Source organism: Flavobacterium sp. DG2-3, from assembly GCF_030730925.1.
Classification (GTDB): Bacteria; Bacteroidota; Bacteroidia; order Flavobacteriales; family Flavobacteriaceae; genus Flavobacterium.
The window spans coordinates 1-25,494 of sequence record NZ_JAVAMB010000034.1 but is presented as its reverse complement, the minus strand read 5'-3'; the positions used below and the strand labels follow the sequence as shown (position 1 = coordinate 25,494).

22 protein-coding genes are annotated in these 25,494 nt (G+C 33.5%); 9 read left to right on the top strand and 13 right to left on the bottom strand.

Translation table 11 applies throughout. The features are described 5' to 3' along the window. Positions 1-803: 803 nt before the first annotated feature. Both Q9Q97_RS23150 and Q9Q97_RS23145 read right to left on the bottom strand, forming a co-directional pair. Positions 804-2,039: an ABC transporter permease gene (locus tag Q9Q97_RS23150; RefSeq protein WP_306161497.1), complete on the bottom strand. Its 1,236-nt coding sequence runs from the start codon at positions 2,037-2,039 to the stop codon at positions 804-806. 100 nt (positions 2,040-2,139) lie between these two features. After that, positions 2,140-2,634, bottom strand: coding sequence for a YkgJ family cysteine cluster protein (locus Q9Q97_RS23145; protein WP_125717666.1), 495 nt, complete (start codon positions 2,632-2,634; stop codon positions 2,140-2,142). 72 nt (positions 2,635-2,706) lie between these two features. On the opposite strand from Q9Q97_RS23145, the gene Q9Q97_RS23140 reads away from it, so the two are divergent. Continuing rightward, positions 2,707-3,426, top strand: coding sequence for a bifunctional 2-polyprenyl-6-hydroxyphenol methylase/3-demethylubiquinol 3-O-methyltransferase UbiG (locus tag Q9Q97_RS23140; protein WP_306161494.1), 720 nt, complete (start codon positions 2,707-2,709; stop codon positions 3,424-3,426). Positions 3,427-3,430: 4 nt separating this feature from the next. Beyond that, entirely contained in the window at positions 3,431-3,976 is a 546-nt protein-coding gene (locus Q9Q97_RS23135) for a YfiT family bacillithiol transferase (protein ID WP_306161493.1), read from the top strand. 75 nt (positions 3,977-4,051) lie between these two features. Here the strand turns inward: Q9Q97_RS23135 and Q9Q97_RS23130 are convergent, their stop codons facing one another. The 8 genes from Q9Q97_RS23130 to Q9Q97_RS23095 all read right to left on the bottom strand — a co-directional run bounded on the left by Q9Q97_RS23130 (position 4,052) and on the right by Q9Q97_RS23095 (position 10,527). After that, the gene (locus tag Q9Q97_RS23130) at positions 4,052-4,684 is read right to left on the bottom strand and encodes a 7-carboxy-7-deazaguanine synthase QueE (RefSeq protein WP_306161492.1); all 633 of its coding nucleotides are present in this window, start codon (positions 4,682-4,684) and stop codon (positions 4,052-4,054) included. Between the two features lie 100 nt (positions 4,685-4,784). After that, complete coding sequence (locus Q9Q97_RS23125; protein ID WP_306161490.1) at positions 4,785-6,452, bottom strand: tetratricopeptide repeat protein; 1,668 nt, start codon at positions 6,450-6,452, stop codon at positions 4,785-4,787. A 16-nt stretch (positions 6,453-6,468) separates the two neighbouring features. Continuing rightward, positions 6,469-7,392, bottom strand: a complete 924-nt coding sequence (locus tag Q9Q97_RS23120) for a PstS family phosphate ABC transporter substrate-binding protein (RefSeq protein ID WP_306161489.1) — start codon at positions 7,390-7,392, stop codon at positions 6,469-6,471. A 2-nt stretch (positions 7,393-7,394) separates the two neighbouring features. Then, the gene (locus Q9Q97_RS23115) at positions 7,395-7,625 is read right to left on the bottom strand and encodes a hypothetical protein (protein ID WP_125717677.1); all 231 of its coding nucleotides are present in this window, start codon (positions 7,623-7,625) and stop codon (positions 7,395-7,397) included. Beyond that, complete coding sequence (locus tag Q9Q97_RS23110; RefSeq protein ID WP_306161486.1) at positions 7,625-8,425, bottom strand: energy transducer TonB; 801 nt, start codon at positions 8,423-8,425, stop codon at positions 7,625-7,627. The genes Q9Q97_RS23115 and Q9Q97_RS23110 overlap by 1 nt, the downstream gene beginning before the upstream one ends. Positions 8,426-8,464: 39 nt before the next feature. Continuing rightward, positions 8,465-9,025 (bottom strand): biopolymer transporter ExbD, encoded by a 561-nt coding sequence (locus tag Q9Q97_RS23105; RefSeq protein WP_306161484.1) that lies wholly within the window; start codon positions 9,023-9,025, stop codon positions 8,465-8,467. 19 nt (positions 9,026-9,044) lie between these two features. After that, entirely contained in the window at positions 9,045-9,656 is a 612-nt protein-coding gene (locus tag Q9Q97_RS23100; RefSeq protein WP_306161481.1) for a biopolymer transporter ExbD, read from the bottom strand. A gap of 46 nt (positions 9,657-9,702) precedes the next feature. Next, positions 9,703-10,527 carry a MotA/TolQ/ExbB proton channel family protein gene (locus Q9Q97_RS23095; protein ID WP_008464979.1) on the bottom strand — a complete coding sequence of 275 codons (825 nt, stop codon included), beginning with the start codon at positions 10,525-10,527 and terminating at the stop codon, positions 9,703-9,705. Between the two features lie 381 nt (positions 10,528-10,908). Between Q9Q97_RS23095 and Q9Q97_RS23090 the strand changes: the two genes are divergently transcribed. Then, positions 10,909-12,426, top strand: coding sequence for a helicase HerA-like domain-containing protein (locus Q9Q97_RS23090; protein ID WP_306161479.1), 1,518 nt, complete (start codon positions 10,909-10,911; stop codon positions 12,424-12,426). A gap of 179 nt (positions 12,427-12,605) precedes the next feature. Here Q9Q97_RS23090 and Q9Q97_RS23085 read toward each other — a convergent pair whose 3' ends face one another. Continuing rightward, positions 12,606-13,949, bottom strand: coding sequence for an NAD(P)/FAD-dependent oxidoreductase (locus tag Q9Q97_RS23085; RefSeq protein ID WP_306161477.1), 1,344 nt, complete (start codon positions 13,947-13,949; stop codon positions 12,606-12,608). A gap of 210 nt (positions 13,950-14,159) precedes the next feature. On the opposite strand from Q9Q97_RS23085, the gene Q9Q97_RS23080 reads away from it, so the two are divergent. Then, a complete protein-coding gene (locus Q9Q97_RS23080; RefSeq protein WP_306161475.1) occupies positions 14,160-14,753 on the top strand; it encodes a GNAT family N-acetyltransferase in 594 nt (197 codons plus the stop codon). A gap of 43 nt (positions 14,754-14,796) precedes the next feature. Here the strand turns inward: Q9Q97_RS23080 and Q9Q97_RS23075 are convergent, their stop codons facing one another. After that, complete coding sequence (locus Q9Q97_RS23075; protein ID WP_306161472.1) at positions 14,797-16,245, bottom strand: DUF1254 domain-containing protein; 1,449 nt, start codon at positions 16,243-16,245, stop codon at positions 14,797-14,799. 198 nt (positions 16,246-16,443) lie between these two features. Here Q9Q97_RS23075 and Q9Q97_RS23070 point away from each other — a divergent pair, with 198 nt between their 5' ends. The 4 genes from Q9Q97_RS23070 (at position 16,444) to Q9Q97_RS23055 (ending at position 21,214) form a co-directional block, all read left to right on the top strand. Continuing rightward, positions 16,444-17,238 (top strand): AraC family transcriptional regulator, encoded by a 795-nt coding sequence (locus Q9Q97_RS23070; RefSeq protein ID WP_306161470.1) that lies wholly within the window; start codon positions 16,444-16,446, stop codon positions 17,236-17,238. Positions 17,239-17,289: 51 nt separating this feature from the next. Then, positions 17,290-18,828, top strand: a complete 1,539-nt coding sequence (locus tag Q9Q97_RS23065) for a serine hydrolase (protein ID WP_371878229.1) — start codon at positions 17,290-17,292, stop codon at positions 18,826-18,828. A 353-nt stretch (positions 18,829-19,181) separates the two neighbouring features. Then, positions 19,182-20,618 (top strand): serine hydrolase, encoded by a 1,437-nt coding sequence (locus Q9Q97_RS23060; protein ID WP_306161468.1) that lies wholly within the window; start codon positions 19,182-19,184, stop codon positions 20,616-20,618. A gap of 146 nt (positions 20,619-20,764) precedes the next feature. After that, on the top strand, positions 20,765-21,214 hold the full coding sequence (locus Q9Q97_RS23055) for a hypothetical protein (RefSeq protein ID WP_306161466.1): 450 nt from the start codon (positions 20,765-20,767) through the stop codon (positions 21,212-21,214). Positions 21,215-21,331: 117 nt separating this feature from the next. On the opposite strand, the gene Q9Q97_RS23050 is transcribed toward Q9Q97_RS23055, so the two are convergent. Then, a complete protein-coding gene (locus tag Q9Q97_RS23050; protein ID WP_306161464.1) occupies positions 21,332-23,722 on the bottom strand; it encodes a penicillin acylase family protein in 2,391 nt (796 codons plus the stop codon). 114 nt (positions 23,723-23,836) lie between these two features. Between Q9Q97_RS23050 and Q9Q97_RS23045 the strand changes: the two genes are divergently transcribed. Then, positions 23,837-25,393 (top strand): hypothetical protein, encoded by a 1,557-nt coding sequence (locus Q9Q97_RS23045; RefSeq protein WP_306161462.1) that lies wholly within the window; start codon positions 23,837-23,839, stop codon positions 25,391-25,393. The last annotated feature ends 101 nt before the right edge of the window (positions 25,394-25,494 follow it).

Genomic DNA, 25,494 nt, shown 5'->3' with positions numbered 1-25,494 from the left:
TGCATGTGTTAAGCCTGCCGCTAGCGTTCATCCTGAGCCAGGATCAAACTCTTCATCGTATATTTTAATATTATATATTCAACGCTTTCCTATCGGTTCTTTTTCGAATCTTGCGACTCTACTGCTCTTATTCTTTTTGTCCTCATCTTTCGATTCGGACGGCTGTCAATTCAATATGTCTACGAACGTAATTTCTTTTTTGTTTGGCTTGTGTTTCAAAGCGGGTGCAAAAGTAGAACCTTTTTCCGCTTATGCAAGCTTTTTTATTGAGTTTTTTTACTCTTTTTTAAATCTTTTTTCTAACTCACTGATAACACAATATTTACATTTCAAACTTTTTTATGTTTACGTAAGATTTTTCCTTAAGTAGTTATCATTTTAGCAATTCCACCTTTTTCTCTATTCCATTTTTATATGGAGATTTTAATGTTTAGACGTCTTTTCTATTCCAGATAAAGCTAGAGTTTCCTCTGAAAACAGTTCCCCTAGCCCTGATTGGAGCGGCATCCTTTTGCTTTTTTCTTTAAAAAGCAAAAGATACAGCGGAAAGCAGGTATCAGCTCCTTATTAATAGTAAATCCCAAATTTGAAACTGCTTCGCCTGTTCGCTGTCGCTCGAGTCCAAATTCCAAACCTAAAAGCTTCGACTCCGCTCAGCCAGACAAAACTGCATCTATATAGTTATAGCACTGCGCTTGTATTTCCGAAAAATTGAGTTTTAAAGATAATGGTGCATCTATATAATAGAGAAACCCGACAGGTTTTAGAGTACTGTCGGGTTGTGGATATGATTTTACTTTCAATTAATCGAAGCGAATTGCTTTTACTGGGGATATTTTGGTTATCAAATAGGACGGAATCAACAACACTAGGAAACAAACTCCAATAGTAAGCAGATTTAATAAGAGTATATAAATCCAATTTAGGTAAACGGGTGCTTGATTGACGTAATAGTTTTCTGGATTGAGCTGTATGACTCCAAATTGCTGCTGGATTAATAAAATTGAAATTCCTATCAAATTACCCCAAAATAATCCGCGCAGGATTAGGTAAAAGGCATTAAACAAAAATATTTTTCGAACTGACCAGTTATTTGCTCCCATCGATTTTAAGATTCCAATCATTTGGGTTCTTTCTAAAATAAGAACTAAGAGTGCCACGACCATATTAATTGTGGCAACTAGAATCATAACGGCTAAAATGATCACGATATTAAAATCGAATAACTGAAGCCAATCAAAAATATAGCTGTATTTTTCTACTATGGTTTCTGTATCTAAATTAGAGGATGTTTTTTCGTAAACTTTATTGCCTACTTCTTTAATGGTGCTAAAATCTTTTACAAAAATCTCAAATGCTCCAACTTGGTCTTCTCTCCACTTATTGATTCTTTGAATGTGTCGAATATCACCAATAATATATGTAGCATCAAAATCTCTGAATCCTGAATTGAATATGGCCGCTATTTTAAATCGACGAATATTAGGAAGCTTGCCTTGTTCTTCTTTTATAAAAAAAGTATTGAATTGATCTCCGACTTTCAAATTTAAACGGTCTGCAAGGAATTTCGAAATAATAACTTCTTCGTTTAATGCTTTTGCAAAATTTGGCAGTTTACCTTCTACAATATATTCTTGTATATTATTCCAATCGTAATCTGCTCCTACACCCTTAAATATAATTCCTTCAAAAGCATTTTCGGTTCTAATTATTCCTGCTTTACTGGCCACAGCCTGAATATGGCTTACTTCTGGAACTGATTTGAAATTAGGATAGAAATCTTGTATCTTTGAAATGGGAACTGTAGTAACTTCTGAATTGTTGTTATCATAATTCGAAATTATTATCTGACCATTGAATGCCGAAACTTTGTCACGGATTTTTTTCTGCAAGCCTATACCTGTTGCCACAGAAACAATCATCATAATTATTCCGATTGCGATTGCGGAAATGGCAATTTTTATAATAGGCGCAGAAATACTGCTTTTGTAATCTTTTGCAGTAATAAGTCTTTTGGCTATGAAATATTCTAAATTCAAATTATGAGTTTTCTTTTGAGTTGTTTAATTATTCCTTTCTCAAAAATACATCTTAAAAAAGGAAATCAAGATATTCTTAGAAACAATTACCAGTTTTGTTTTATAATGGCAGTTTCTTTTTCATTTCTTCCACTATATTAAATGCTGCCGGACAAATTTCGACGTTTTTCAACGTTAGGTTTGAAATCTGATAGAATTTATTTCGATCTGTATGCGGAAATTCTCGACAGGCTTTTGGACGAACATCATAAATCATACAGTAGTTCTCATTATCCAAAAACGTGCAGGGAACACTTTTCAAAACATAATCTTTGTCTTCGTCAATACGCAAATACTGATCGATGAATTGTTGTGGCTTTTGTCTAAAGTGTTTTGAGATTCGTTCAATATCAGCCAAAGTAAACAGCGGGCCAGTTGTTTTACAGCAATTGGCACATTTCAAACAGTCTGTTCTTTTAAATTCTGCATCGTGCAAATCTTGCATAATGTAATCTAAATTCTTTGGCTGTTTCTTTTTAAGCTTATCGAAATACTTTTTATTTTCGTTATGCTTATCTTTGGCTAACTTACTTAAGTTATTTAAAATCTGTTTCAAGTTTAAAATTTAAAGTTGATCTGCAAAATTAAACAACTTTGAACTTGAAACCTTAAACTTTGAACTAAAACAATGAAAGATCTTTTTGGGAAAGCGATATTTGATTTTTACACCAAAAATTCGCCTGAAGATATTATTACTGAAACTTCTATTTCTGAAGAAGATGAAATGAGTGTCGAATATCTTTTCCGCACTTATAATGAAATGCCTAAAATTGAACAAAAGGCTTTACAGTTGGCAAATGGAAAAATATTAGATGTAGGATGCGGAGCTGGAAGTCATGCTTTGTCTCTTCAAAACGAACGTAACTTAGAAGTAACCGCTATCGATATTTCGAAAAAAGCAATTGAAACTTGTCGCCTTCGCGGAATAAAAAATGTAAAAGTTCAAAGTATCTTAGATTTTGAAGGAGAAAAATTCGATACCATTTTACTTCTAATGAACGGAACTGGGATTTTTGGCCAGCTAAAAAACTGCAATACCTATTTAACGAAATTAAAATCGCTTTTAAATCCTGGTGGGCAAATTCTGATTGACAGTTCTGACATTATTTATATGTTTGATGAAGATGAAGACGGAGGAAAATGGATTCCGTCTGAAAATGACTATTATGGGGAACTTGTTTTCAACATTAGCTATAAAGGAGAAAAAGAAGAGCCTTTTGATTGGTTGTATTTGGATTATAATACGCTTCAAAATGCGGCAATTGCCAATGGTTTAAATTGTGAACTTATTCTTGAAGGCGAACATTATGATTATTTAGCCAGACTTTCCATTAAAAACAAACCATAAAACCATGAAAGAACTAGATTTAGAGAAATTAAAATATCCTATCGGAAAATTTATTACTCCTGAAAATTATTCCACGGAATATCTTGCTGAAAAAATTAAGGAAATTGAAATGCTTCCAGAAAAATTAGCAAAAGAAACGATTGATTTAACTGACGAACAATTGGACACGCCTTATCGCCCTAATGGCTGGACGGTACGACAAGTTATTCATCATTGCGCCGAAAGTCATATGAATTGTTACATTAGAATTAAATGGGCATTAACAGAAAACAATCCTGTCATTAAAGCTTATGACGAAGTTCTTTGGTCTGAATTAAATGATAATTTGACAATGCCAATTCAGCCAACGCTTGAATTATTGAAAGGACTTCATTTCAGATTAGGATATATCATGAGAAATTTATCTGAATCTGATTTGGAAAAAACTTTTATACATCCTTCAGACAATTCTGAAAACAAGCTCAAAAAAATTATAGGAATGTATGCTTGGCACGGAAATCATCATCTGGCTCATATTACCAGCTTGAAAAAATATAAAAACTGGAAATAATCAGTGTTTACTTTTTATACAACTGTGTATTATCTAAAAACAAAAAATCTCTTCACTTGAAGAGATTTTTTTGTTTTATGGAATATTGAGATATTTATGTGTCTGTAATGAAACTCTCCATTTCGGATTATTCATAACATAATCTACAATAAGCGGTGTCATTTCTTCTTTTTTACTCCATTCTGGCTGAAGAAATAAAATTGCATTATCATTTACTAATTCTGCCTGTTCTTCTGCAAAAATAAAATCGTGTTTATTGTAAATAATCACTTTTAATTCATGCGCATTATCATATACGGTTTGTGTCGGTAGTTTGTTCTTTTTTGGCGAAAGGCAAATCCAATCCCACGTTCCTGACAATGGAAAAGCGCCAGAAGTTTCGATATGAACTTTTAAATTCTTTTCTTTTAATCGGTTTGTTAGAATTGTCATATCCCAAGACAAAGGCTCTCCTCCTGTTACAACAACTGTATCAGCGTATTTTGCTGCATTTTCAACAATTAAATCTACCGTTGTCGGCGGATGAAGTTCTGCATTCCAGCTTTCTTTTACATCACACCAATGACATCCTACATCACATCCACCAATTCTAATAAAATAAGCAGCTCTTCCTGTATGTGAACCTTCTCCTTGAATGGTATAGAATTCTTCCATCAAAGGAAGCATAGCTCCTTTATTTACTTCTAATTGTATTTCTTTTGGTAACATTTTAATATTTTAAGAGTGCAAAGATAGTCAATAATATACGGAACAAAAAAACCGATAGTTTTTTGGACTATCGGTTTTCTATTATTTTTAAAAATCTAGATTATTTTAAAGATTTTACAGATTGTGTAGCGTATGAATTTGCTGGATCTAAAACTAATGTTTTATTGAAATATTCAACAGCTTTAGCTTTATCAGTATTAGCATATGCCGCACCGATTGCATTGTAAGCTTCTACAACTTTCTTAACAGTTGCAGGTTTTGCCATTTCTTCTGCACCTTTTGCAGTAGTCTTAGCTACATATTCCTCATAGTTTTTGATAATCATATCATCTTTATCCAATGCACTGCTAAGTCTTCCTTTGTATAAGTAAGCCTCATCGTAAGATGGAGAAGCCTCTAAAACTTTATCAAAAGTAACGATAGCATTTTCTAAAGCAGCTTTATCACGGCTTTCTGCAGGTTTACCAGCATTACCATAGTAAACAGAGATTCCGTAGTAAACAGCGTCGTCTAAGTAATTTTTAGATTCTTTGTTACCTGCACCAAGTTCAAAGATAGCCGCTGCTTGAGTATATTGTTTTTTACCAAATAATGCTTTTCCAAAGTCTGCAAATTCTTCAACTACTAATGGCTCTAATTCAACCGCTTTTTTGATATCAGCTAAACCAGCATCAAAAGCTGCTTGATCTACTGTACCGTCAGCTGCAGTTCCTTTTTTAATTTTAGATAAACCTAAGTAATAGTAATCTCTACCAATAACTTTATTTCCTGGAGATTTGATATAATCTTCGATAGATTTAATTGCTACATCAACATTTCCGTTTTCGTAAGCAGCATATCCTAAATATCTGTAGATTCTAGGATTTACTTTATCCTGAGCAATCATTTTGTTTGCTACAGTTTCTAATTGTTTGTAATCTTTAACCAAGATTAAGAAATCTGCATGACGCATTTTAGAGTCAAGAGAGTAATCTGTCAAACTTAAGTACTTCTCATAGTTTGTAATTGCATTTTGCAAGTTAACTTTAGATGTAGAAGGTTTGTTTCTTGCCCATTTGTAATAAGTTTCAGCAAGTTCTCTGTAAACTGGCCCGTAGTTAGCGTCTAAAGCGATAACTTCATTGAAAGATTTAATAGCTTCGTCATAAGATTTAGCACCTTTTAACAAAACACCTAATTGCATTTTTGCTCTTAACAAAGTGTTATCAGCTGTAAAAGCATCACGGTAAGCTTTGTATGCATCATTTTGGTTGTTTGATCCATAATAAGCATCACCAATAGCCAAAAGTGCTTGAGCATTTTGAGGATCTACTAGTAAAGCACGTTTTAAAACATCAACAGCGCTTTTATAATCTGGATTCTCAGAATTCATGTAAGCTCTAGCGATATAAATAAACTCATTTACATCTTTTTTTCTCATGTCTTTTGTAGCCAAAGCAAAATTAGCTTGAGCTGCAGCAGTATTTTTAGCATCAAGATCCAATTGTCCTAAACCAATATAGTTTAAGTTTTTCTTGTCTGAAGCTTGTAATCCATTATTATAATAGATTTTAGCTGAATCAACAACAGATTGATTTAAATAAACATTCCCTAAAACAAAATTTGCTTCCCCATCAGAAGGTTTCGCTTTGATGATTGATTTAAGAAGCGTTTTTGCTTTGTCAAATTGTTCAGCATCTATTGCCTTCTTTGCTTGGTTGATATCTTGCGCTTGTGCCGCGGTAGCCGAGGCAACTAATGCAAGACTAAAAATTTTAAATTTATTCATCTTTATTGTAATTAATTTATTCTTTATCTCTTAAAATTTCACTTCTAATTTTCAGTTTACGACCTGGAGTCTTGAATGGCAGTAATCCTGATTTTAAAACTATGCGCTGTCCGATATCGCCGGCAATGAATGAAGAAAAGCCCATCCCAAGCCCTGAATACCCCTGACAGTTAATAATAAACAAATCACGTGCCAAAGGATATTTTCCTTCTCCTAAGTCATTTTGTGTAGGACTATAATAACCACCGCCATTTAATCCCTGCACACTTAAAACATTTATATTCTTGATAGTTTCTGTCATATCAGGAGTTGGTTGATACAGCCAGTTGACACCAATAATACCAATCATTCCATCATTTTCAGAAACAAATTTTATTACTTCGTTATTCGTTTTAAAAGAAAAAACTCCATTTTTTGGAATTTCGTTAACCTTTGCTAACTCTTTCATGTAACGTACTGTACTTGAATTCGGATTATCAAAAACAAGTCCTTTAATTTTAGCATCTGCTTTGCCCTGCATAAAATCGATTACACTTTTCAACGCAATTAATGTATCATTATTGCTTTTGTTTGAAATAAATGCAATAGCATCATGAGCAAAAGGTGTTACCCTTGGATTAATCTTACTTTTATCGAAACGAGATCTTTCTTCTTTAGTCAAATCTCGCGTTGTAATTGCAACTTTAGCTTTTTGATTTAATAAATCATTAATTACTTCAGCTTCAGATTTTGGTTTTACTATAATTTTTGCATCATAGTAAGTGCCTTCAAAAACAGCAACCTGATCGTCTACAATTTGCTTTACTGTTTCGTCAACCGTAACATCAAGTGATCCTTTCAAAATGGTCTCTTTTTCAGTTTCACTTTTGCTTTTTTGGTTGCACATAGCAAACAAAAAGACAAAAACAACCAAACCTAAAGACTTACTATATTTCAACATAATTATTGATCTTTTGCATTAATTAATCTTAAAAATCTTATTGCAGAATATACAATCAGTAATCCACCAAAAGCATATCTGTATTTTGGTTCCATGTTAAGCGGAAGTTTTTCCCAAAACATAATCATTAAACCGAGTACAAGATATATTAAAAAAAACAGTATTCCTAAAACAAGAAGAAATCGCTCTTTGAGCGATTTCTTCTGAATATTATTAAGCATATCTTTTAACATTATTCTGCAGATTGAATAGTAATAGGAAGAGAGTATAATACCCTAACTTTTTTACCATTTTGCTCGCCGGGAGTCCATTTTGGACATTTTTTAAGAACACGAATTGCTTCTGCTCCTGTACCATAACCGATATCTCTTAAAACTTTGATATCTGTTAATGACCCGTCTTTTTCAACTACAAACGTAACGTAAACTTTACCTTTTAAACCTTCTTCTTCTGGAGTTTTGTAGTTGTTTCCTACGAATTTGTAGAATTTCTCAATACCTCCTGGGAAATCTGGTTTCACCTCGATACCAGCTGTGTTGTATACAGTGTTATCTTCTTGAATAACCTCTTGAACTGGTCCTTTACCAACTGGCTCATCAACAGTTAAAACTGCATCTGGATCTCCTTTGATAGTCTCAGCACCAACTTTTTTGTCTTTTAATTCAACAATTTTTGGCGGATCTTCAGTTACTTCTTCCGCTTTTGCAACCACAGGTTTAACGAATTTAACCTGATCCACTTTTGGTGGTGGTGGTGGTGGTGGCGGTTGATTTGGTTTAATTTCCTCTTTTTTCGGAGGTAATTTTACCGTAGCCATCTTAACCTCTTTAACCTCTTCCTCGTCTGTAGACTCTGGTAACAGATTCGCTATAAGAGGAGCAGCAATTGCAGCACTAAAGATAAGAGAACCAATAACAAGTGCTTTCACAGTTGTTTTTCTGTTTGATTTTCTCAGCTCGTATGCTCCATATATCTTATTACGCCCTTCGAATACGATATCAAGCCACTGATTTTTTATAATATCTAATTTCATACTTCTTGATTTTTAAGTCGATAAAATTTAAGATTACTCTTATTTTTTATCTATCACTTTTGTTTCTTCTGGTGTAAACTCAGGAACAATCGCATACGTTTCAACTCCAGTGATAGCCATTTCGTCCAAGATATCAACCAAATTACGGTAATTTGATTTTTTCGTTGGTTTAATGATCACAATGATTCCGTTTTTAGGTTTTCCTAAAGCTGCAGAATACGCTAAAACATTTTTCTTTTGTTTTAACAATTCTCTACGGATACCATCTTTACCATATGCAATGTCTTTTGGCCCCACTTTTGGTGTTGCCAATAACCCCATATAGTAAACCATTTTATTGTTCTCACCTAACATTACTGTCATGGTACGATTCTCGTCTACTTTGGTATCCTCAGTTTTTTTATTTGGATCATCGTCTTTATTTGGCAATGACAAATCCATCGATTGAGGTTTTGACAACGAAGTAGTTAACATAAAGAATGTGATCAATAAGAATGCCAAATCCACCATCGCCGTTAAATCGACTTTCGAATTCTGCTTTTTACTTCTTACTTTACCACCTTTACCACCACCGCCGTCGCCGGTATTTAATTCAGCCATTTTAGTGTATTTTTTTTAATTAAAAGTCTTTCCCTCTCGTACCTGTAACTAAGTTAAAGGAGTTGATTTTCTGATCTTGCAAAATATCCATAATCTTTTTGATTTTTGGATATTGCTCTTTAGCATCACCTTTAATTGCAATTTGCAATTCTTTATCATCAAGGTCAATTGTAGCTCTTCTAGAAATTAGAAGCCAGTCTTTTAATTGATTATCTAACGAATCCAAAGGAATTCCAGGTTGGTTAGCTTTGGTTCTGTCAGCCGCTTTCATATCAATGATTTGCTTTAAACCTGTAATTGGCACACCAAAGTCGTCCATCAATGCAAATTTGGTTTTATCTTCTTCTGAAAATTCAATACCATATTTTGCACCCATTCCTTCAAGAGTTTTTTTACGAACTTCTCTTCCTTTGATGTCAAAAAATACTTTCCCTTTTCCTACTGTAATAATAGCCAAATCAGTATCTGGCAATTTAGTTATAGCAACAGAAGCAGGCATATCTACAGGCAATGCCTCAGGCACTTTAGCAGTAGCGGTCAAAATAAAGAACGTTAGCAAAAGGAACGCTACATCACACATCGCAGTCATATCTGTCGATGTCGACTTCTTTTTCATTTTTATTTTAGCCATTATCTTTTTATTTTATTTTTTTGATAATTTAAATATCAAAAATTAATTATTGTCTTAAACTTCCTCTGAATTTTCTGTAAGTATTCACGATTGTAGTACCAGCCTCATCGATAGAGTAAGTTAAATCGTCAATTTTAGCAGTAAAGAAGTTGTAAGAAACAATTGCTAAGATAGAAGTAGAGATACCTGTAGCAGTGTTGATAAGTGCCTCAGAGATACCTGTTGCAAGAGCAGCTTGGTCAGGAGTACCAGCAGAAGCTAACGCACCAAACGCTTTAATCATACCAGATACAGTTCCTAATAATCCTCCTAATGTACCTAAAGATACTAAAGTAGAGATAATAGTCATGTTTTTCTCTAACATTGGCATTTCTAATGAAGTTGCCTCTTCAATTTCTTTGTGGATAACTTCTGAAGCTTCTTCGCTGTTGAATCCTTCTTTTTTAACATCTTGGTATTTTACCAAAGCAGATTTAATTGCGTTTGCAACTGAACCTTGTTGTTTGTCACATGAAGCGATAGCAGCTTCGATGTTTCCTTCTTTAATACTACCTTGAACGCTTTTCATGAATTTGTCAAGGTTAGTTTTTCCTGCAGCTTTACCGATAACAATAAATCTTTCGATAGAAAAAACAACAACCATTAAAAACATACCTAATAATACAGGTACAATGAAACCTCCTTTATAAACTTGTCCTAATGTATTGATTGGATGTCCAGTTTCTGGATTACCTCCTTCGAAGTTCGCAGAGTCCCCCATGATTACTTTCCAAATAAACACCCCTACTAAGATACACGCAACAATAATGATTCCAGTAATCATTCCTCCCCCATTTGAAGTGCTTTCTTTTTTAACTTTAACGTTTGCCATTTTTTTTAATTTTAATAGTTTTAAATAATTTTTATTTTTTAGTTATATTTAACTTGTAGAGGAGCAAATTTATATGTTTAGTTTAAATAAAAAAACTTTTTTTAATTTAATTGACCGAAATTTAACTTCAAATTAAAAAATATCTCATTAATTTGTTGATGCCATTTTTTAGATAAAACAAAAAAAAGGACGATAATTAGAAAAATTACAACGTTTTAGTAAATATTCAAAGATTCCATTGATATCTTCTTAAAAAGCTGCGAATTTTTTTTTTATTAAATTTTCAATCAAAAAAAGCTTTTTCTTACTAAAAAAAACCACATAAAAAGCGCCCAAAAACAAAGCAATACTTATATAACAATCTAAATTACAAATAAAAACATGAATAAAAAAGAGAATTTTATTGCAGATATAAATACAGGGTATTCTTCCAAGGGAGACAGCATCATCCTTGGAGGCGCAATGCTTGACGGTGAGCCTGTTGCGGAGGCGCATGTCAAAATTCCGCTAAAAACTTTAAACCGTCACGGATTGATTGCTGGTGCGACCGGAACAGGTAAAACTAAAACAATCCAGGTATTTTCGGAACAGCTTTCTAATGCTGGGATTCCTGTATTAATGATGGATATTAAAGGTGATTTTAGTGGTATCGCCAAAGAAGGTATAGAAGAGGGTTTTATAACAGAGCGCCATGCTAAAATAAACGTACCTTATAATGTAGCCGCATTTCCTGTTGAATTGATGTCTCTGTCTAAACAGAATGGTGTGCGTCTGCGTGCTACGGTTTCTGAGTTTGGACCTGTTTTGTTTTCAAGAATTTTAGATTTGAATGACACACAGGCTGGAGTTGTAGCAGTGATCTTCAAATATTGCGATGATAAGCAAATGCCTTTATTGGATTTGAAAGACATTAAAAAAGTAATCAATTATATTACTGAGGAAGGCAAAGATGAAATTGCAGCTAGTTACGGAAAAATTTCGACCGCTACTACAGGAACAATTCTTAGAAAAATTATTGAATTGGAACAGCAGGGCGGTGATTTGTTTTTTGGCGAACTTTCTTTTGAAACCGATGATTTAATGCGAATTGATGAAAACGGAAAAGGTTATGTTAATATCATCCGCTTGACGGATATTCAGGATAAACCAAAATTGTTCTCGACTTTTATGCTAAGTCTTTTGGCTGAGATTTACCAAAAAATGCCCGAAAAAGGAGATGCAGGCCAGCCTGAATTGGTAATCTTTATTGACGAGGCGCATTTAATTTTTAATGAAGCCAGCAAAGCGCTTCTGGAGCAAATTGAAACGATAGTAAAACTTATCCGTTCTAAAGGTGTCGGACTTTATTTTGTTACGCAAAATCCGATGGATGTACCGAGCGGGGTTTTGGCTCAATTGGGATTAAAAATTCAGCATGCTCTGAGGGCTTTTACTGCAAATGATCGCCAGGCGATTAAAAAAACAGCCGACAACTACCCTACTTCCCCTTATTATAAGACTGATGAATTGTTGACGAGTTTGGGAATTGGTGAAGCTTTGGTTACGGCTCTTAACGAAAAAGGGATTCCAACTCCTCTTGTTGCTACGATGATGCGTGCACCAATGAGCAGAATGGATATTTTATCTGCCGACGAAATTGACGAAATAAACAATAAGTCGAAACTAGTTAAAAAATACGCGGAAGAAATTGACCGCGAAAGCGCTTATGAAATCCTAACTAAAAAGATTGAAGAAGCTTCACAAGCTGCTGCTCAACAAGAAGAACAAGCTCCTGCAAAAACATCTAAATCAGGACCAAGCACTACAGAAGTAGTTACCAAATCTGTATTAAAAGTAGTTACCAGCGCTACCTTTATAAGAGGCGTTTTTGGCGTTTTAACTAAAATATTTAAAAAGTAAAATTTTATTTAAACCATATATGTTATATAAGCTTATTTAATGGCTTGTCTCGAATTTAAACAATATAAAAGTTTTTCCAGAAATATAAATAATAAACCCAACAGGTTTTAAAAACCTGTCGGGTTGTTATCGGGAAGTTTAAAAAAAAACTTATATCGCTTATATGGTTCAAAAAAAAATTACGCTTTCTCCAACAATGCGAGGATTTTGTTTTCGACTTCTGGGCCGTCCCAGATGTTTTCAATGTTTTCCATTCGAAGAATTTCTTCCATAATTCCGTTTTGATAATCACCAATTGCTAAAGCTTCTGCATACGGACGATCGCTGAAAGTAACTCGGCTGTAAAGCGGAATCCATTTGTCTGGATGTTTGTCTGAAAAGACTTTTTCTATTTTCTTTTGCAGCAAGAATTTTTCGTCTGCTGTTTTGGTACTCATTTCTAAGAAATTTCGATAAGAAAGCTCTGCAATTGCATCTGCATTTGGTTTTCTAGAAATTTGATATTCTGCAAATATCTTTTTCCAATCGTCTTGGTACTTTTCAATCATTTCGCTCAAAACGGTAATATCTTCAAAACCAGCATTCATACCTTGTCCGTAAAAAGGAACTATGGCGTGACAAGCGTCTCCGATCAAAGCAATTTTATCTTCGTAAGTCCACGGAAAACATTTCATGGTCACCAGAGTACTTGTTGGATTTTTAAAGAAATCATTGGCCAATTCTGGAATTACTTCAATAGAATCTGGGAAGTTTTTCTCGAAAAAATCTTCAACCATTTTACGGTCGGTTAATGACTCAAATGAATTTTCGCCTTCAAAAGGCATAAATAAAGTACAGGTAAAACTTCCGTCAAGATTAGGAAGCGCAATTAACATGTACTCACCTCTCGGCCAAATATGAAATGAGTTTTTATCTAATTTATGTGTTCCGTCTGGGTTTGCTGGTATGTTCAATTCTTTATATCCCATATTCAGGAATTCCTGAGAATAATTGAACATGCTCTGACGCTGCATTCTGTGGCGGATTCTAGAAAAAGCTCCATCGGCACCAAAAACCATATCAAACTTTCTTTCTTCCCACTCGCCTCTTTCGCTTTCTCCAATATGAAGTGTGGCATCGCTCAAAGTAACATCCCAAACCTTCTGTTCAAAATGAAATTCAGCTCCTGCTTCTTCAGCAAGATCGATCATTCTTCTGTTTAGTTTTCCTCTTGAAATAGAATATATCGATTCGCTTTCTTGTCCGTAATTCTGAAAATTCAATTTATCGACCAAATGAATGGCGCGTTTATCCATCGGAATTGCGATTTCTCGAACCGAATCTCCTACACCAACTGCATCCAAAGCTTTCCAGCCGCGGTTGGACATTGCTAAATTAATAGAACGTCCAGAAAAATTTATTTTTCTAATATCGGGACTGCGGTCGTATACATGAACTGTATGGCCTGCTTTTTTAAGATAAATTGCTAGAAGCGACCCTACAAGTCCAGAACCAACAACAGCAATTTTTAATGAAGTTTGCATCGAGGAAAATTCTAATATTGGGTCGTAAAAATAACTAATAAATAGATAAGCCTTCAGATAAATAAACAAATTCTTTGCAAATAGAGATGATAAAGACCATTTATTATCCTAGTCATTTTAAAAATATAACAAATTGTTATTTTTATTAATTTATTTAGAAAAATCAAACAATTAATTTCGCTTCAGATTACAGTATTAAATACAAAAATTATGAACAGCGAAATTCTACAATCGGACATTATTTTAGAAAATGAGAAAGTGCTTTTAATTCCTTTCGAAAGTGAAAGAAACAAGGAACTTAAAGAAATCATTTTTGATGATGACGTTTGGAAATATATGGGAATGTACGTTCGAAACGATCAAAATCTTGAAAACTATATAAAAAGTACATTAAAACAAAAAGCAGATGGAATTTGTTATCCGTTTTTAATAATTGATAAAGCTACAAACAAAGTGGCTGGAAGCACTCGTTACGGTTATTTAAACCACGCAAGCCAGAAATGCGAAATTGGATGGACTTGGTATGGAAAAGCGTTTCAGGGAACGGGTTTAAACAAAGCCTGCAAATTTGAATTGCTGAATTTTGGTTTTGAACAAATTCAATTCAGAAGAATACAATTTAGTGCCGATCTTGAAAATATACGTTCGCAAAAAGCTATTGCCAAACTGGGCGCTGTAAAAGAGGGAATCTTTAGAAATAACTACGTAGATTCTGAAGGGAAAAGTAAAGATGATGTTTACTTCAGTATCATTTCTGAAGAATGGGAAAAAACGAAAAAAGAGTATTTTTCGGAGTTTATTTAAGAAATAAAAATAGCCCAGTTTTGAAACTGGGCTATTTTCTGTATTAATTTACTTTTTCTACATCATTCAATTTCCAAGACTGATCGTATAAAGCTTTTGTAGGACCATAAAATCTTGCGAGTAATTCAAAATCTCCTTTTGGATCTGTTGGAATCCAATTGCTTTCTCCTTCAGCTGGAGGTTTAGGGCCGAAATACAAGGTTACAGTTCCATCTGTATTCTTTTTGAGTCCAGGTGTTTGAGAAGAACGACCCGCCCATTTCGTATCTCTAATAAAAGTATGAGTTTCTCTATTGTATACGGTAATTGACCAATATTGTTTTACTGGAACATTGGCTGGAACAATTACTTTATAGTTAGAATTTCCTTTTAAGAAATTGCCTTCTTTGTCTTTTAAAGCCAAAAGATAGTATTGCGATTCTCCAATATGTTTGGCACTGAAAAAAGCCATCATATAACAAACTCCTCTATTATCAACAGGATAAATTCCTGGAGTTACATACGATTTCATTACACTCAATTTATACTCGTCACTTGCAGGGAAAAACCAATTTGTTCCAGCATAAAATGGTTTTGTATTTTCGTAAATCGACAATAAATATTCTCTCGCATCTTTTGAAGCAGAATTAAATATCTCTTTAATTCTTGCATCTGGAGCAAATGTTTTTCCGCGCTCGATTCCGATTGTTTTTAAGGCATCGATCATTGCTCTGTCTCTTTCTAAAAATGGTTCTTCTTGAACAATATCGTTAAGCGCTTGATAAAAATTATCGTTATACGGAATAGCCGAATTGAATTCTGCTTTACTTGCGTCTATGAATACGGTTTGTGGCGAACTTGACGCTTGAGCATAAGGGTAGAGTTTAATTCTTTTTCCATAATCTACGGCTGCTTTTACATCTGCAAGGCTTCCGCTTTTAAGCACCGAACGTAAAAGCGCGTATCCGCGATAGGTATCAGATTGCATAACAAAGTATCCTGATGGAATTTTACTTTTATCATAACCTGGCGGCAGAATAATATATTTACCACCTTTTCCTTTATCCATTCCACCTGGCCCCACGTCTTCAATTGCCGCCTGCCAGCAGTTCATTACGCTTCCATTAAAAGTTCCGTTGTCTGCAGGAGGAATTTCTAAAACCACTGGCCCTTTTTCAGTATTAAAAAAAGGCATCAGATAAATTACATCTGGATTTGGCGTTAGTGTCTGATTTTTCCAGTTTAATAATTCTGGCCATAACAGAACTTGGTTGTACGAACCATTAATCTTTTCCATCTCTTTGTACATGAGTTCAAAGTTCACGGCTGGCATTCCCCAAATTGCAGCTTGTACAGCACGATTGTACTGTATCTTTTCTTTAATATTTTCTGCATGAAATTCTGTTTTCTGAGAAGATTCAGTATTTTGTCCCGAATTGCTTTCTACTGTGTTTTCTTTTTTGCAAGCTGTTACGAAGAACAGCAATGCTATGGAAACCATTATTTTTTTCATAACATTAGTTTAAATTTGAATGAGACATAAAATTTCAATCAAATTTAATTCTAGCAAACATAGAATAGCTATTTTCTAGCTTCAAAGATGTTTCAAATTATAAAATGAAACCTATTTTTCATTCGTCTTCGCTTTTACCGCATAATTTTTTTAAGCTAAATTTGAAATCGAATTGGCAAATCAATCTTAAACTCACAAATGCAATTATATTCAGAACATTACGTTAGTGCAAAATCCGAAAGATTTGTCAATAAGATCTGGTGCTTGGATAACAGCATCGGCGAAAGCGTGATTGAAAACAAATTGGTTCTGCCAAACGGCTGTTTTAATCTTGCTATTATAGACGGTAATTTTATTGAAGTTCATACGAGTAAAAGCAAATACGAGATGAACAGCGGAATCTATTTTTGTTCTCAAATGACGAATAAAGTTTTGGTCAATATTCAGCCGAAAACGAAAGTGACCATAATCCAACTTCATGCTTGGACGCTTTCTATGTTTCCGCAATACGATTTAAGCAATTTTATCGACTCGATTATTAAAATTAATGTTGCAGAATTGCCGTTTCAAATTGAAATTCAATCAGAAATCGAAACATTTTTGAATACCATTAATGCTTATTTTGAAGCTTTAGCCGATTCCAATTCCAATCAAAATGCGATTGAAAAAATTTGCAAAATCATCAGACTCCGAGAAGATGAAATTTCGGTTTCTGAAATTGGGAAATTATTGAATTCTTCGCAACGACTTCTTCAAATAAAATTTAAAGCAGCAACCGGACTTACCATCAAAAAATACATTCAGATTTTAAAGTTCAGAAAATCGGTCGATCAAATGCTTAATACCGATTTAGAAAAAATGAGCCTTACGGAAATTGCACTTTACAACAAATACTTTGATCAATCGCATTTTATCAGAAAATTTAAAGATGTGACGAAAACAACTCCAAAAATGTTCGATCCAGATTCGTATTTTCTTTCACAAAAAAGATAAAATTTCGCTTTTGTACAATTTTGATACTTTTGATTGAACTACTATTGCAAAATGAATCATCATCAATCAATCATCAAAATGAAAATCATCAATCAAATTCCCTTTCAATTAAAAATCATTTTAGTTGGATTTTTACTTTTTCAGATACAAACTGTTTTTTCTCAAGAAGAAGAAAATTCAAAACTGTATAAAACCATTATGTCCAAAGACAGTCTTCTTTTCGATATTGGATTTAATACCTGCGACGTTAAACAATTCGAAAATTTATACACCGAAGATTTTGAGTTCTACCATGACAAAGACAGTATTTCTGATAAAGCTCGATTTCTAAAAACTTTCAAAAGCGGCATTTGTTCTCCATCCAGAAAATATAATTATCGCAGAGAATTAATCGACGGGAGCACTGAAATTTATCCTTTGTATAAAAGTGGCATTTTATACGGCGCAATACAAATGGGAACGCATCGTTTTTACGAAAGTTCAGCAGGAAATGCAGAACAAGCAGGAAGTTTTGCCAAATTCACCCATCTTTGGCTCCTAAAAAACAAAGATTGGAAATTGACAAGGTCGCTAAGTTACAATCATCAAATGACTAGTTCTACTGCAGGGATTTCTGCTCTTTTTGACAATGATCAGGAAACTGAAAAATGGCTCAAAGAGAATAACATTCCTACTTTGGGAATTGGGATTATTTCAGATGGAAAACTAAAACAGATCAAAACTTTCGGCAATCTTAAAAGAGATTTTCCAGCTCCTTATAATACTATTTGGAATGTTGCTTCTTTGACAAAACCAGTAACGGCAATAGTTGCTTTGAAATTAGTTTCTCAAGGAAAATGGAATTTAGACGAATCACTTGATAAATATTGGATCGATCCGGATATTAAAAACAACCCAGATCATAAATTATTGACCACTAGAATTATTTTGAGTCACCAAACGGGTTTTCCGAATTGGAGGTCTTTTAACGAATCTAAAAAACTGGATTTTAAGTTCAAGCCAGGAACTCAATATCAGTATTCTGGGGAAGGTTTTGAATATTTGAGAAAAGCTTTGGAGAAAAAATTCCATAAAACTTTAGATCAATTAGCCTCAGAATTGGTTTTTGAACCACTAAAAATGACCGATTCGCAATTAATCTGGAATGACAAAATCGATCTTTCGAGATATGCCATAAATTATGATAAAAACGGAAATGCTTATGAACCTACAAAAAACAAAACTGTAAACGCCGCAGACGACTTATTGACTACGATTGGAGATTACGGTAATTTTTTGTCCAGCGTAATGAATAGTGAAGGTTTAAGTAAAAAAGTTTTTGACGATATGATCTCACATCAGGTTCAGACCAAAAAGAACAAATATTTTGGTTTAGGCTTTGAAATTTATGATCTAGGAAATGAAAACTATGCTCTTTCGCACGGTGGCGCAGACCAAGGTGTTCAGACTATTTTTATTTTACTTCCAAAAACCAAACAAGGTTTAATCATTTTTACAAATGTAGATGATGGTTATAAAATTTATGAAACCATTGTTGTTCATTATCTTGGACAAAACGGCAGAAAAGTAGTTGATATCGAAACCAAATAATTTCCATTTCAATCAGATATTAACCTTAATCTGAATAACATGCTAAAATTATTTATCCTTCTGTTATTACTTATAAGCAAAATTCTAACTGCTTAAACTTTTGAAAATATTTGTTAGTTATGAGCATAGGCCAATTTTAAAGCGGTCTGTGCTCTGCTTTTTTATATTATTTAAAAAATGAAAAAATCTTGAAACTAAATTGCAAAACAGTCGTCTAAGATTTTAGGGCATAAATTTATTTCATTGAAAAATCGTGATCAAGATTTAAAAAACGGAATATCTTTCTGCTAGCAAGTTTCAATCATCAATCAAAAACAAATCATTCATTAATCTTAAACTATAACCCGTTTACTATGAAAAAATCAATCAAACTTATAGCGTTTTTTGTAGCTTTTCAGCTTTCGGCATTCAGCGTTTTTGCTCAAGATAAAGCGCAAAAAATTGAACAGCTTTTAAACAAATACAGCGAATACGGACAATTTAACGGTTCTGCTTTGGTAGCCGAAAATGGAAAAGTAATCTTCAAAAAAGGTTTTGGCTCTGCAAATATGGAATGGAATATTCCGAACCAGCCTGACACCAAATTCAGATTGGGTTCTATCAGCAAACAGTTTACGGCTCTGTTAATTGTAAAACTGGCAGAAGAAGGAAAACTTAAACTTGATGTTCCTATTGCGACCTATCTTCCAGATTATCCAAAAGAAAATGGCAGTAAAATTACGATTCACCAATTATTGACGCATAGTTCAGGAATTCCAAATTATACTGATGCGCCGGGATTCTTCAAAGATAAAGCCCGAAATCCGTACACTCCCGAAGCGTTTGTCAAAACATTTTCAAGTCTGCCTTTGGAATTTACGCCTGGAGAAAAATTCAGCTATAGCAATTCAGGATACTTTTTGCTTGGCTATATTATAGAAAAAATTACGGGCAAAACCTACGAACAATATTTACAGGAAATTATTTTCACACCTCTAAAAATGGTGAATTCTGGTTATGATCACAGCGATGTAATTTTAAAAAACAGAGCTGCTGGTTATGAAAGAAAAGGAAAATTGATTAGCAATGCACCTTATGTTGATATGAGTATTCCGTATGCTGCGGGATCTTTATACTCAACTGTAGAAGATTTATACCTTTGGGATCAGGCTTTGTACACAAACAAGCTTCTTTCGGCAAAATCGATGGAATCATTATTTCAACCTTACATCAAAGCTGGTGATGGATCTTATGGTTACGGTTGGTTTATAGAAGATGATGAAAATGGAAAAACTGTTGGGCACGGTGGGGGAATTAATGGTTTTAACACTATTATTTCGAGAAATTTTAAACACAAAAATCTTATCGTTCTATTAAATAATACAGGAGGTACTGTTTTAGGCGAAATGACAGATGCAATTAGCAATATACTTAATAATAAACCTTTTGATCAACCAAAAAGATCACTGGCGTACGAACTATTCGAAACCTTTTCTACCAAAGGTTTTAAAGCTGGAATAGAATCTTATAACAAACTAAAAAACGATCCAACTTACAACATTAAAGAAAACGACATGAATCGTGTGGGCTATCAATTATTGCAAGATGGAAAAAAGAAAGAAGCTATTGAAATTTTTAAAATCAATGTAGAAACTTTCCCTAAATCTGGAAATGTTTATGATAGTTTGGGTGAAGCTTATTTGGCAGATGGAGATAAAAAACTGGCATTGGCTAATTATAAAAAATCTGTTGAACTGGATCCTACAAATGAAAACGGTAAAAAAGTTTTAGACGAGCTTTCTAAAAAATAAAAGCAGAATATTTAAAAAATTGGACTCCAATAAAGTAGATTTAAAGTCTATTTTATTGGAGTTTTTTGTTACAACTTGTAACACTTAAATTCGATAATTTATTTTTAAAAAATATTATTTTAGCCCTTCCCAAAATAATTTTACCTATGAATAATTTCAAAAAGCATTCTTTTCTAATTGCTTGTTTCTCTCTTTTTATTTCTTCTAAAAGTATCTCACAAACCAATTACACTTCGGCCGCAATGCCAACGCAGCAAAACAAAATTATAATCGATAAAATTGTCGAAGCTGCACATTACAAAAACTATGTGATTGATTTTTGTTTATCTAAAATAAATGAAACTTCTGCAAAAGAAGGCTGGAACGAACAAAAAGCAATGGAAATTACCCAAAGCATCAATTACAAAAATTTTAGAGATGCGATTTACAACAGTTTTGTGGTTTTTGACGAAGTGGAACTGGAAACTTTATTGAAAGCTTACGAAAAAGACACGGCTTACCAAACTAAAAATGTAATGACCAATAATAAAGTGCTTATTAATAATTTGAACATTTTTGCTGATGATATTGTGAAAGGGAAATATCTTTTGCGATAGAGGTTCTAAGATGCTAAGCTACTGAGGTGCTGAGTTTTTTCTTGTGTATAGATCTTTGTCAAAGTTTGGAACTTTGACAAAGATTACAACTTGAAACTTTAAACCTGAAACAAAAACTTACTTCTTTGGTTTGAAAACTAATTTTGTAGATGTTTTTACAATCTCATCTTTATTCAATTTCATTTTTCTAAACTTTCCTTCGTTATACATTTCAGCTTGATCGTCGTAATGTTTACTAAACGGATTTCCAGATTGTCCAGTTGGCAAAATACTCCAGCTGTTTTCTACATCAGCAAAATCGACAATTCTTCTGGTCGAAGGTCCGCCTTTAGTGTAATATCTTCCTTCGTCATTATATCCGAAGAATAAATTATTGATTACTTCATTGGAACCTGGCGAATTGAAAGGCCCAACATTGAATAATCCGCGAAGTGCTTTTACTTTACCAAGCGGATGCTCGTGTTCTACGGTATGCACTTTTCCCCAATTCCATTCTGAAATATTTTCTCCTAACTGGTTCTGCAAAGCAATAACAGCATCATGAAATGATTTTGAAACAACAGCTGTTCTGGTTTCTTTTACGCTTTTGGTTTTGATATTATCCCACCAAACCGAATTTTCATTTTTTATCTGATTCGCAATAACTTGTTTTCCAAGAGAAATCCCTAAAAACAAATCGAAATTATCTTTACCCATTTCATCTTCAAACGTGTTTTTCAGATACAGATAAATCCATTTGTTGTAAATCGTCGGTGCAACATCTTCTAGATTGGTAGTTCCCTTCCAAGATTTTAAAACTTTTATCACTTCTTTTTCAGCATTAGAAAGCGATTTATGATCCAAACTTGCAATTAAGTTTTTAGAAGTTTCAACAGCAACGTCAGAAGTATTATCGTAAATCATTTTGCTGATGGTTTCTTTGTCCCAATCAGATTTAGCATCCAGAATTCCTGAAATTCTTTTCGCACGATCTTCTGGCAAATAATACCCCGGATATAAATAACCATTATCTATTGCCTCCGGCTGATTATTCGCAGAATAAACATAACCCCATTTTGGATTTTCAGAAGATGGATTTTCTTCAAAATCTAAAAATTTAGTGATATCATCTTTGCCGCTAGCACCGTCTAAAATCAGATGCGTATTAACACCTTCATTATGTCGATATAATTTTCCGCTCGCCCACCAAGCAACATTTCCTTTAGCATCGCCATACATTACGTTCAATCCTGGCGCTGCAATCAAGCTGACAGACTTTTTAAAATCGGTCGTGTTTTTTGCGTGTGAAAGACCGTAAGCCGCATCTAGAATTTGGATTGGTTCTCTTGTATACGTCCACGACATTGCAATTGGGTTTTTCTTTTCTAAACGCTCCAAAAAATCGTTCATAACGGGACCGTGGCGCGTAATTTTAACCGTCAAGACAACATCTGAAGAATCTTTTACTTTAATTGTTTTCTTTCTGATTTCGTATTTGCTGAAACCCGTTGGAGTTTGATATTGAGTAGCATCATCTGCTTTATTTTTTTCTTGGTAAAAATCGATATCATCATTTTCAAACATCGTCAGACCATACGCATAATCTCTATTATGTGCCAAAAGCGGAAAGGGAGTTCCAGCCAAATAACAGCCGTATAATTCCTGTTTTGGCGTTACTAAATGTGCTTCGTACCAAGTTGCAGGCTGCGAGAACCCAATATGCGGATCATTGGCAAAAATCACTTTTCCTGTTTTCGATTTATGCGGTCCAACAACCCAGCTGTTACTGCCAACAAATGGCGGAATCGGAGATTGATCCAACATTGCCGTTATCGATTTTGAAATCTCGGTATATTCTTCTGTTTTTTCTTTAGAAATTTTAATTCTGGTGTTGTTAAATTCTCCTTCAATTCCTAAATCTTTCAAATATTCAACGCCGTATTTATTTTTAATTTCTGTCAATAAAGGATCTGTTTTCTGCGCCATTGCAAAACTGAAAGACATGTATCCGAAAATATTATATATATCTTCTATTGTAAACTTTTGTTTTTTGACACCAACCAAAGTAAATTCTATTGGCGTAACGCCTTCCTCCAAATACTGATTAATTCCGTCTAGATAAGCCTGAGTCAGTTTATAGCTTTCACTGTTTTTGTCTAGTTTGGCAATCGCTTTCGCGGAAGCTTCCTCAATTCCGATTCCAGCAAAGAATTTATCATTTTTAAGCGCAACGCCTCCAAAAAGTTCAGACAAACGACCTGGAGCAATTCGGCGCAACAATTCCATCTGCCATAATCTTTCTTGCGCATGCACATAACCAAGCGCCGTCATGGCATCTTTTTCAGAATCGGCATAGATGTGTGGCACTCCAAAATCATCAAAATAAACCGTAGTTTCTTTTTCGAGATTTTTCAATTCTAACGATCCTTCATATTTTGGTTTTAAATGAAAAATATAAGCGCATAAACCAATCGCAAGAATTACAATAAGCACCAACAATGCTAGCAGAATTTTTTTAATTATTCTCATATTCTAAAAAAGTAAAAAGATGAAATTCGTAATAATATAACTTTTATATAAAATTTTATAAGGAGCCACTCTTATTAAAACTCTAAATTTATGTATTTAAAATTAATACTATAAATGTCAATCTATAAAAAAATAGCTCTTGTAGTAATTTCTCTCCTTGTGATTGTAATTCTTGCCAATATTGGTCTGAATTACTGGATCAAAAAACAACTTCCGATTATTATTCACGAAAAAAACAAAACAGCTTATAATATTAATTACGAAAAAATTGAAGTCTCTCTTTTTTCCAGAAATATTAATGCGCAGACTTTATTGGTGAGTCCGAAAAATGAACCAAAAGACAGCAAAAATGGACTTTTTTCTAAAATTGAATCCATCACCATAAAGCATTTCAATATTTGGGATTTGGCTTTTCGCGATGTCATTCAGGCGGAAAGCATAATTATCAATAAACCGCGAATCATTTTATACAAAAAAGGCGAAAAATTAATCAATAACAGCAAAAGTATTCAGAAAGAGATTATTGATCCTTTTCGAAAAATTATTGCGGTTTCGAATATTTACCTCAACGACGGAACAGTTGATGTTGTTTCTCTCGACACTGAAAAACCAATTTTTAGCGTCAAAAAAATCCTTTTAAAACTGGAAGGGATTTTAATTACCGATGCTACTTTAAAAGAAAAAATTCCGATTCAATATAAAAAATATGCTTTGGTTTGCGACAGTTTATTTTACAGACCAAATGGTTTTTACCACATCAATATTGGAAAAATAAGCACCGAAAAGAATTTTTTAAAGATTAATAATTTCTCCAATCTTCCTCAATTCGAACGACGAGATTTTTTGAAACATCTTGACAAAGAAAAAGATATTTACCGTTTAAAATTTGACTCGGCACAGGTTGAAAAAATGGATTGGGGTTTTAAAAATGACAAATTTTATCTTAAAGCAAATTCGCTCGTAATTAATCATTTTGATGCTAATATTTATCGCGGAAAAATGATAAAAGACGATCCAAGCAAAAAATACCTGTACAATCATTTACTGCGAAATCTAAAATTTCCGCTTCAAATTGACACACTTCAAGTTTTAAAATCGAAACTGGTTTACGAAGAAGAGCTTGATTTTTCTAAAGGCCCAGGAGTTTTAACCTTCGACAAATTCAATCTGCAAGCAACTAATTTGCGAAGCGGTTTTGGCTTAAAAAAAACAGACGATGTCAAAATAAAAGTGAAATGTATTTTTATGAAAAACTCTCCTCTTGATGTCGATTGGAGTTTTAATGTTTTGGACAAAAGCGACGGATTTCATATTCAAGGCACTATTTCAAATTTTGACGTCACGGCGATGACAAGATTCACCAAACCCTATATCAACTCGACTTTTACGGGAACTTTCAATAAATACCGTTTTAATTTTTACGGAAACGACAATGGCTCAAAAGGAAATGCTTCTTTAGATTATGATGATCTTAAAGTGAAATTGTACAAAAAGAAAAATCCAGAAAAAGAAGCCAAACTTAAATCTGCAATTGCCAATTTACTAGTAAAAAATGATTCGAAAGACGGAGCAAAATCTGCAGAAATTGAAGTCGAGCGACTTCAAGACAGATCGTTTTATAATCTTCTGTGGCGAAGCATTGCAGAATCTCTCAAGAAGATTTTGATATAAAACAGACAAAGATTACCCTCAATCTTGTCATTCCTGTAAAGGTTAGATAATTCGGTAACAAAATTTAACTTTAATAAATTTTGTTACGATGAGACATAATA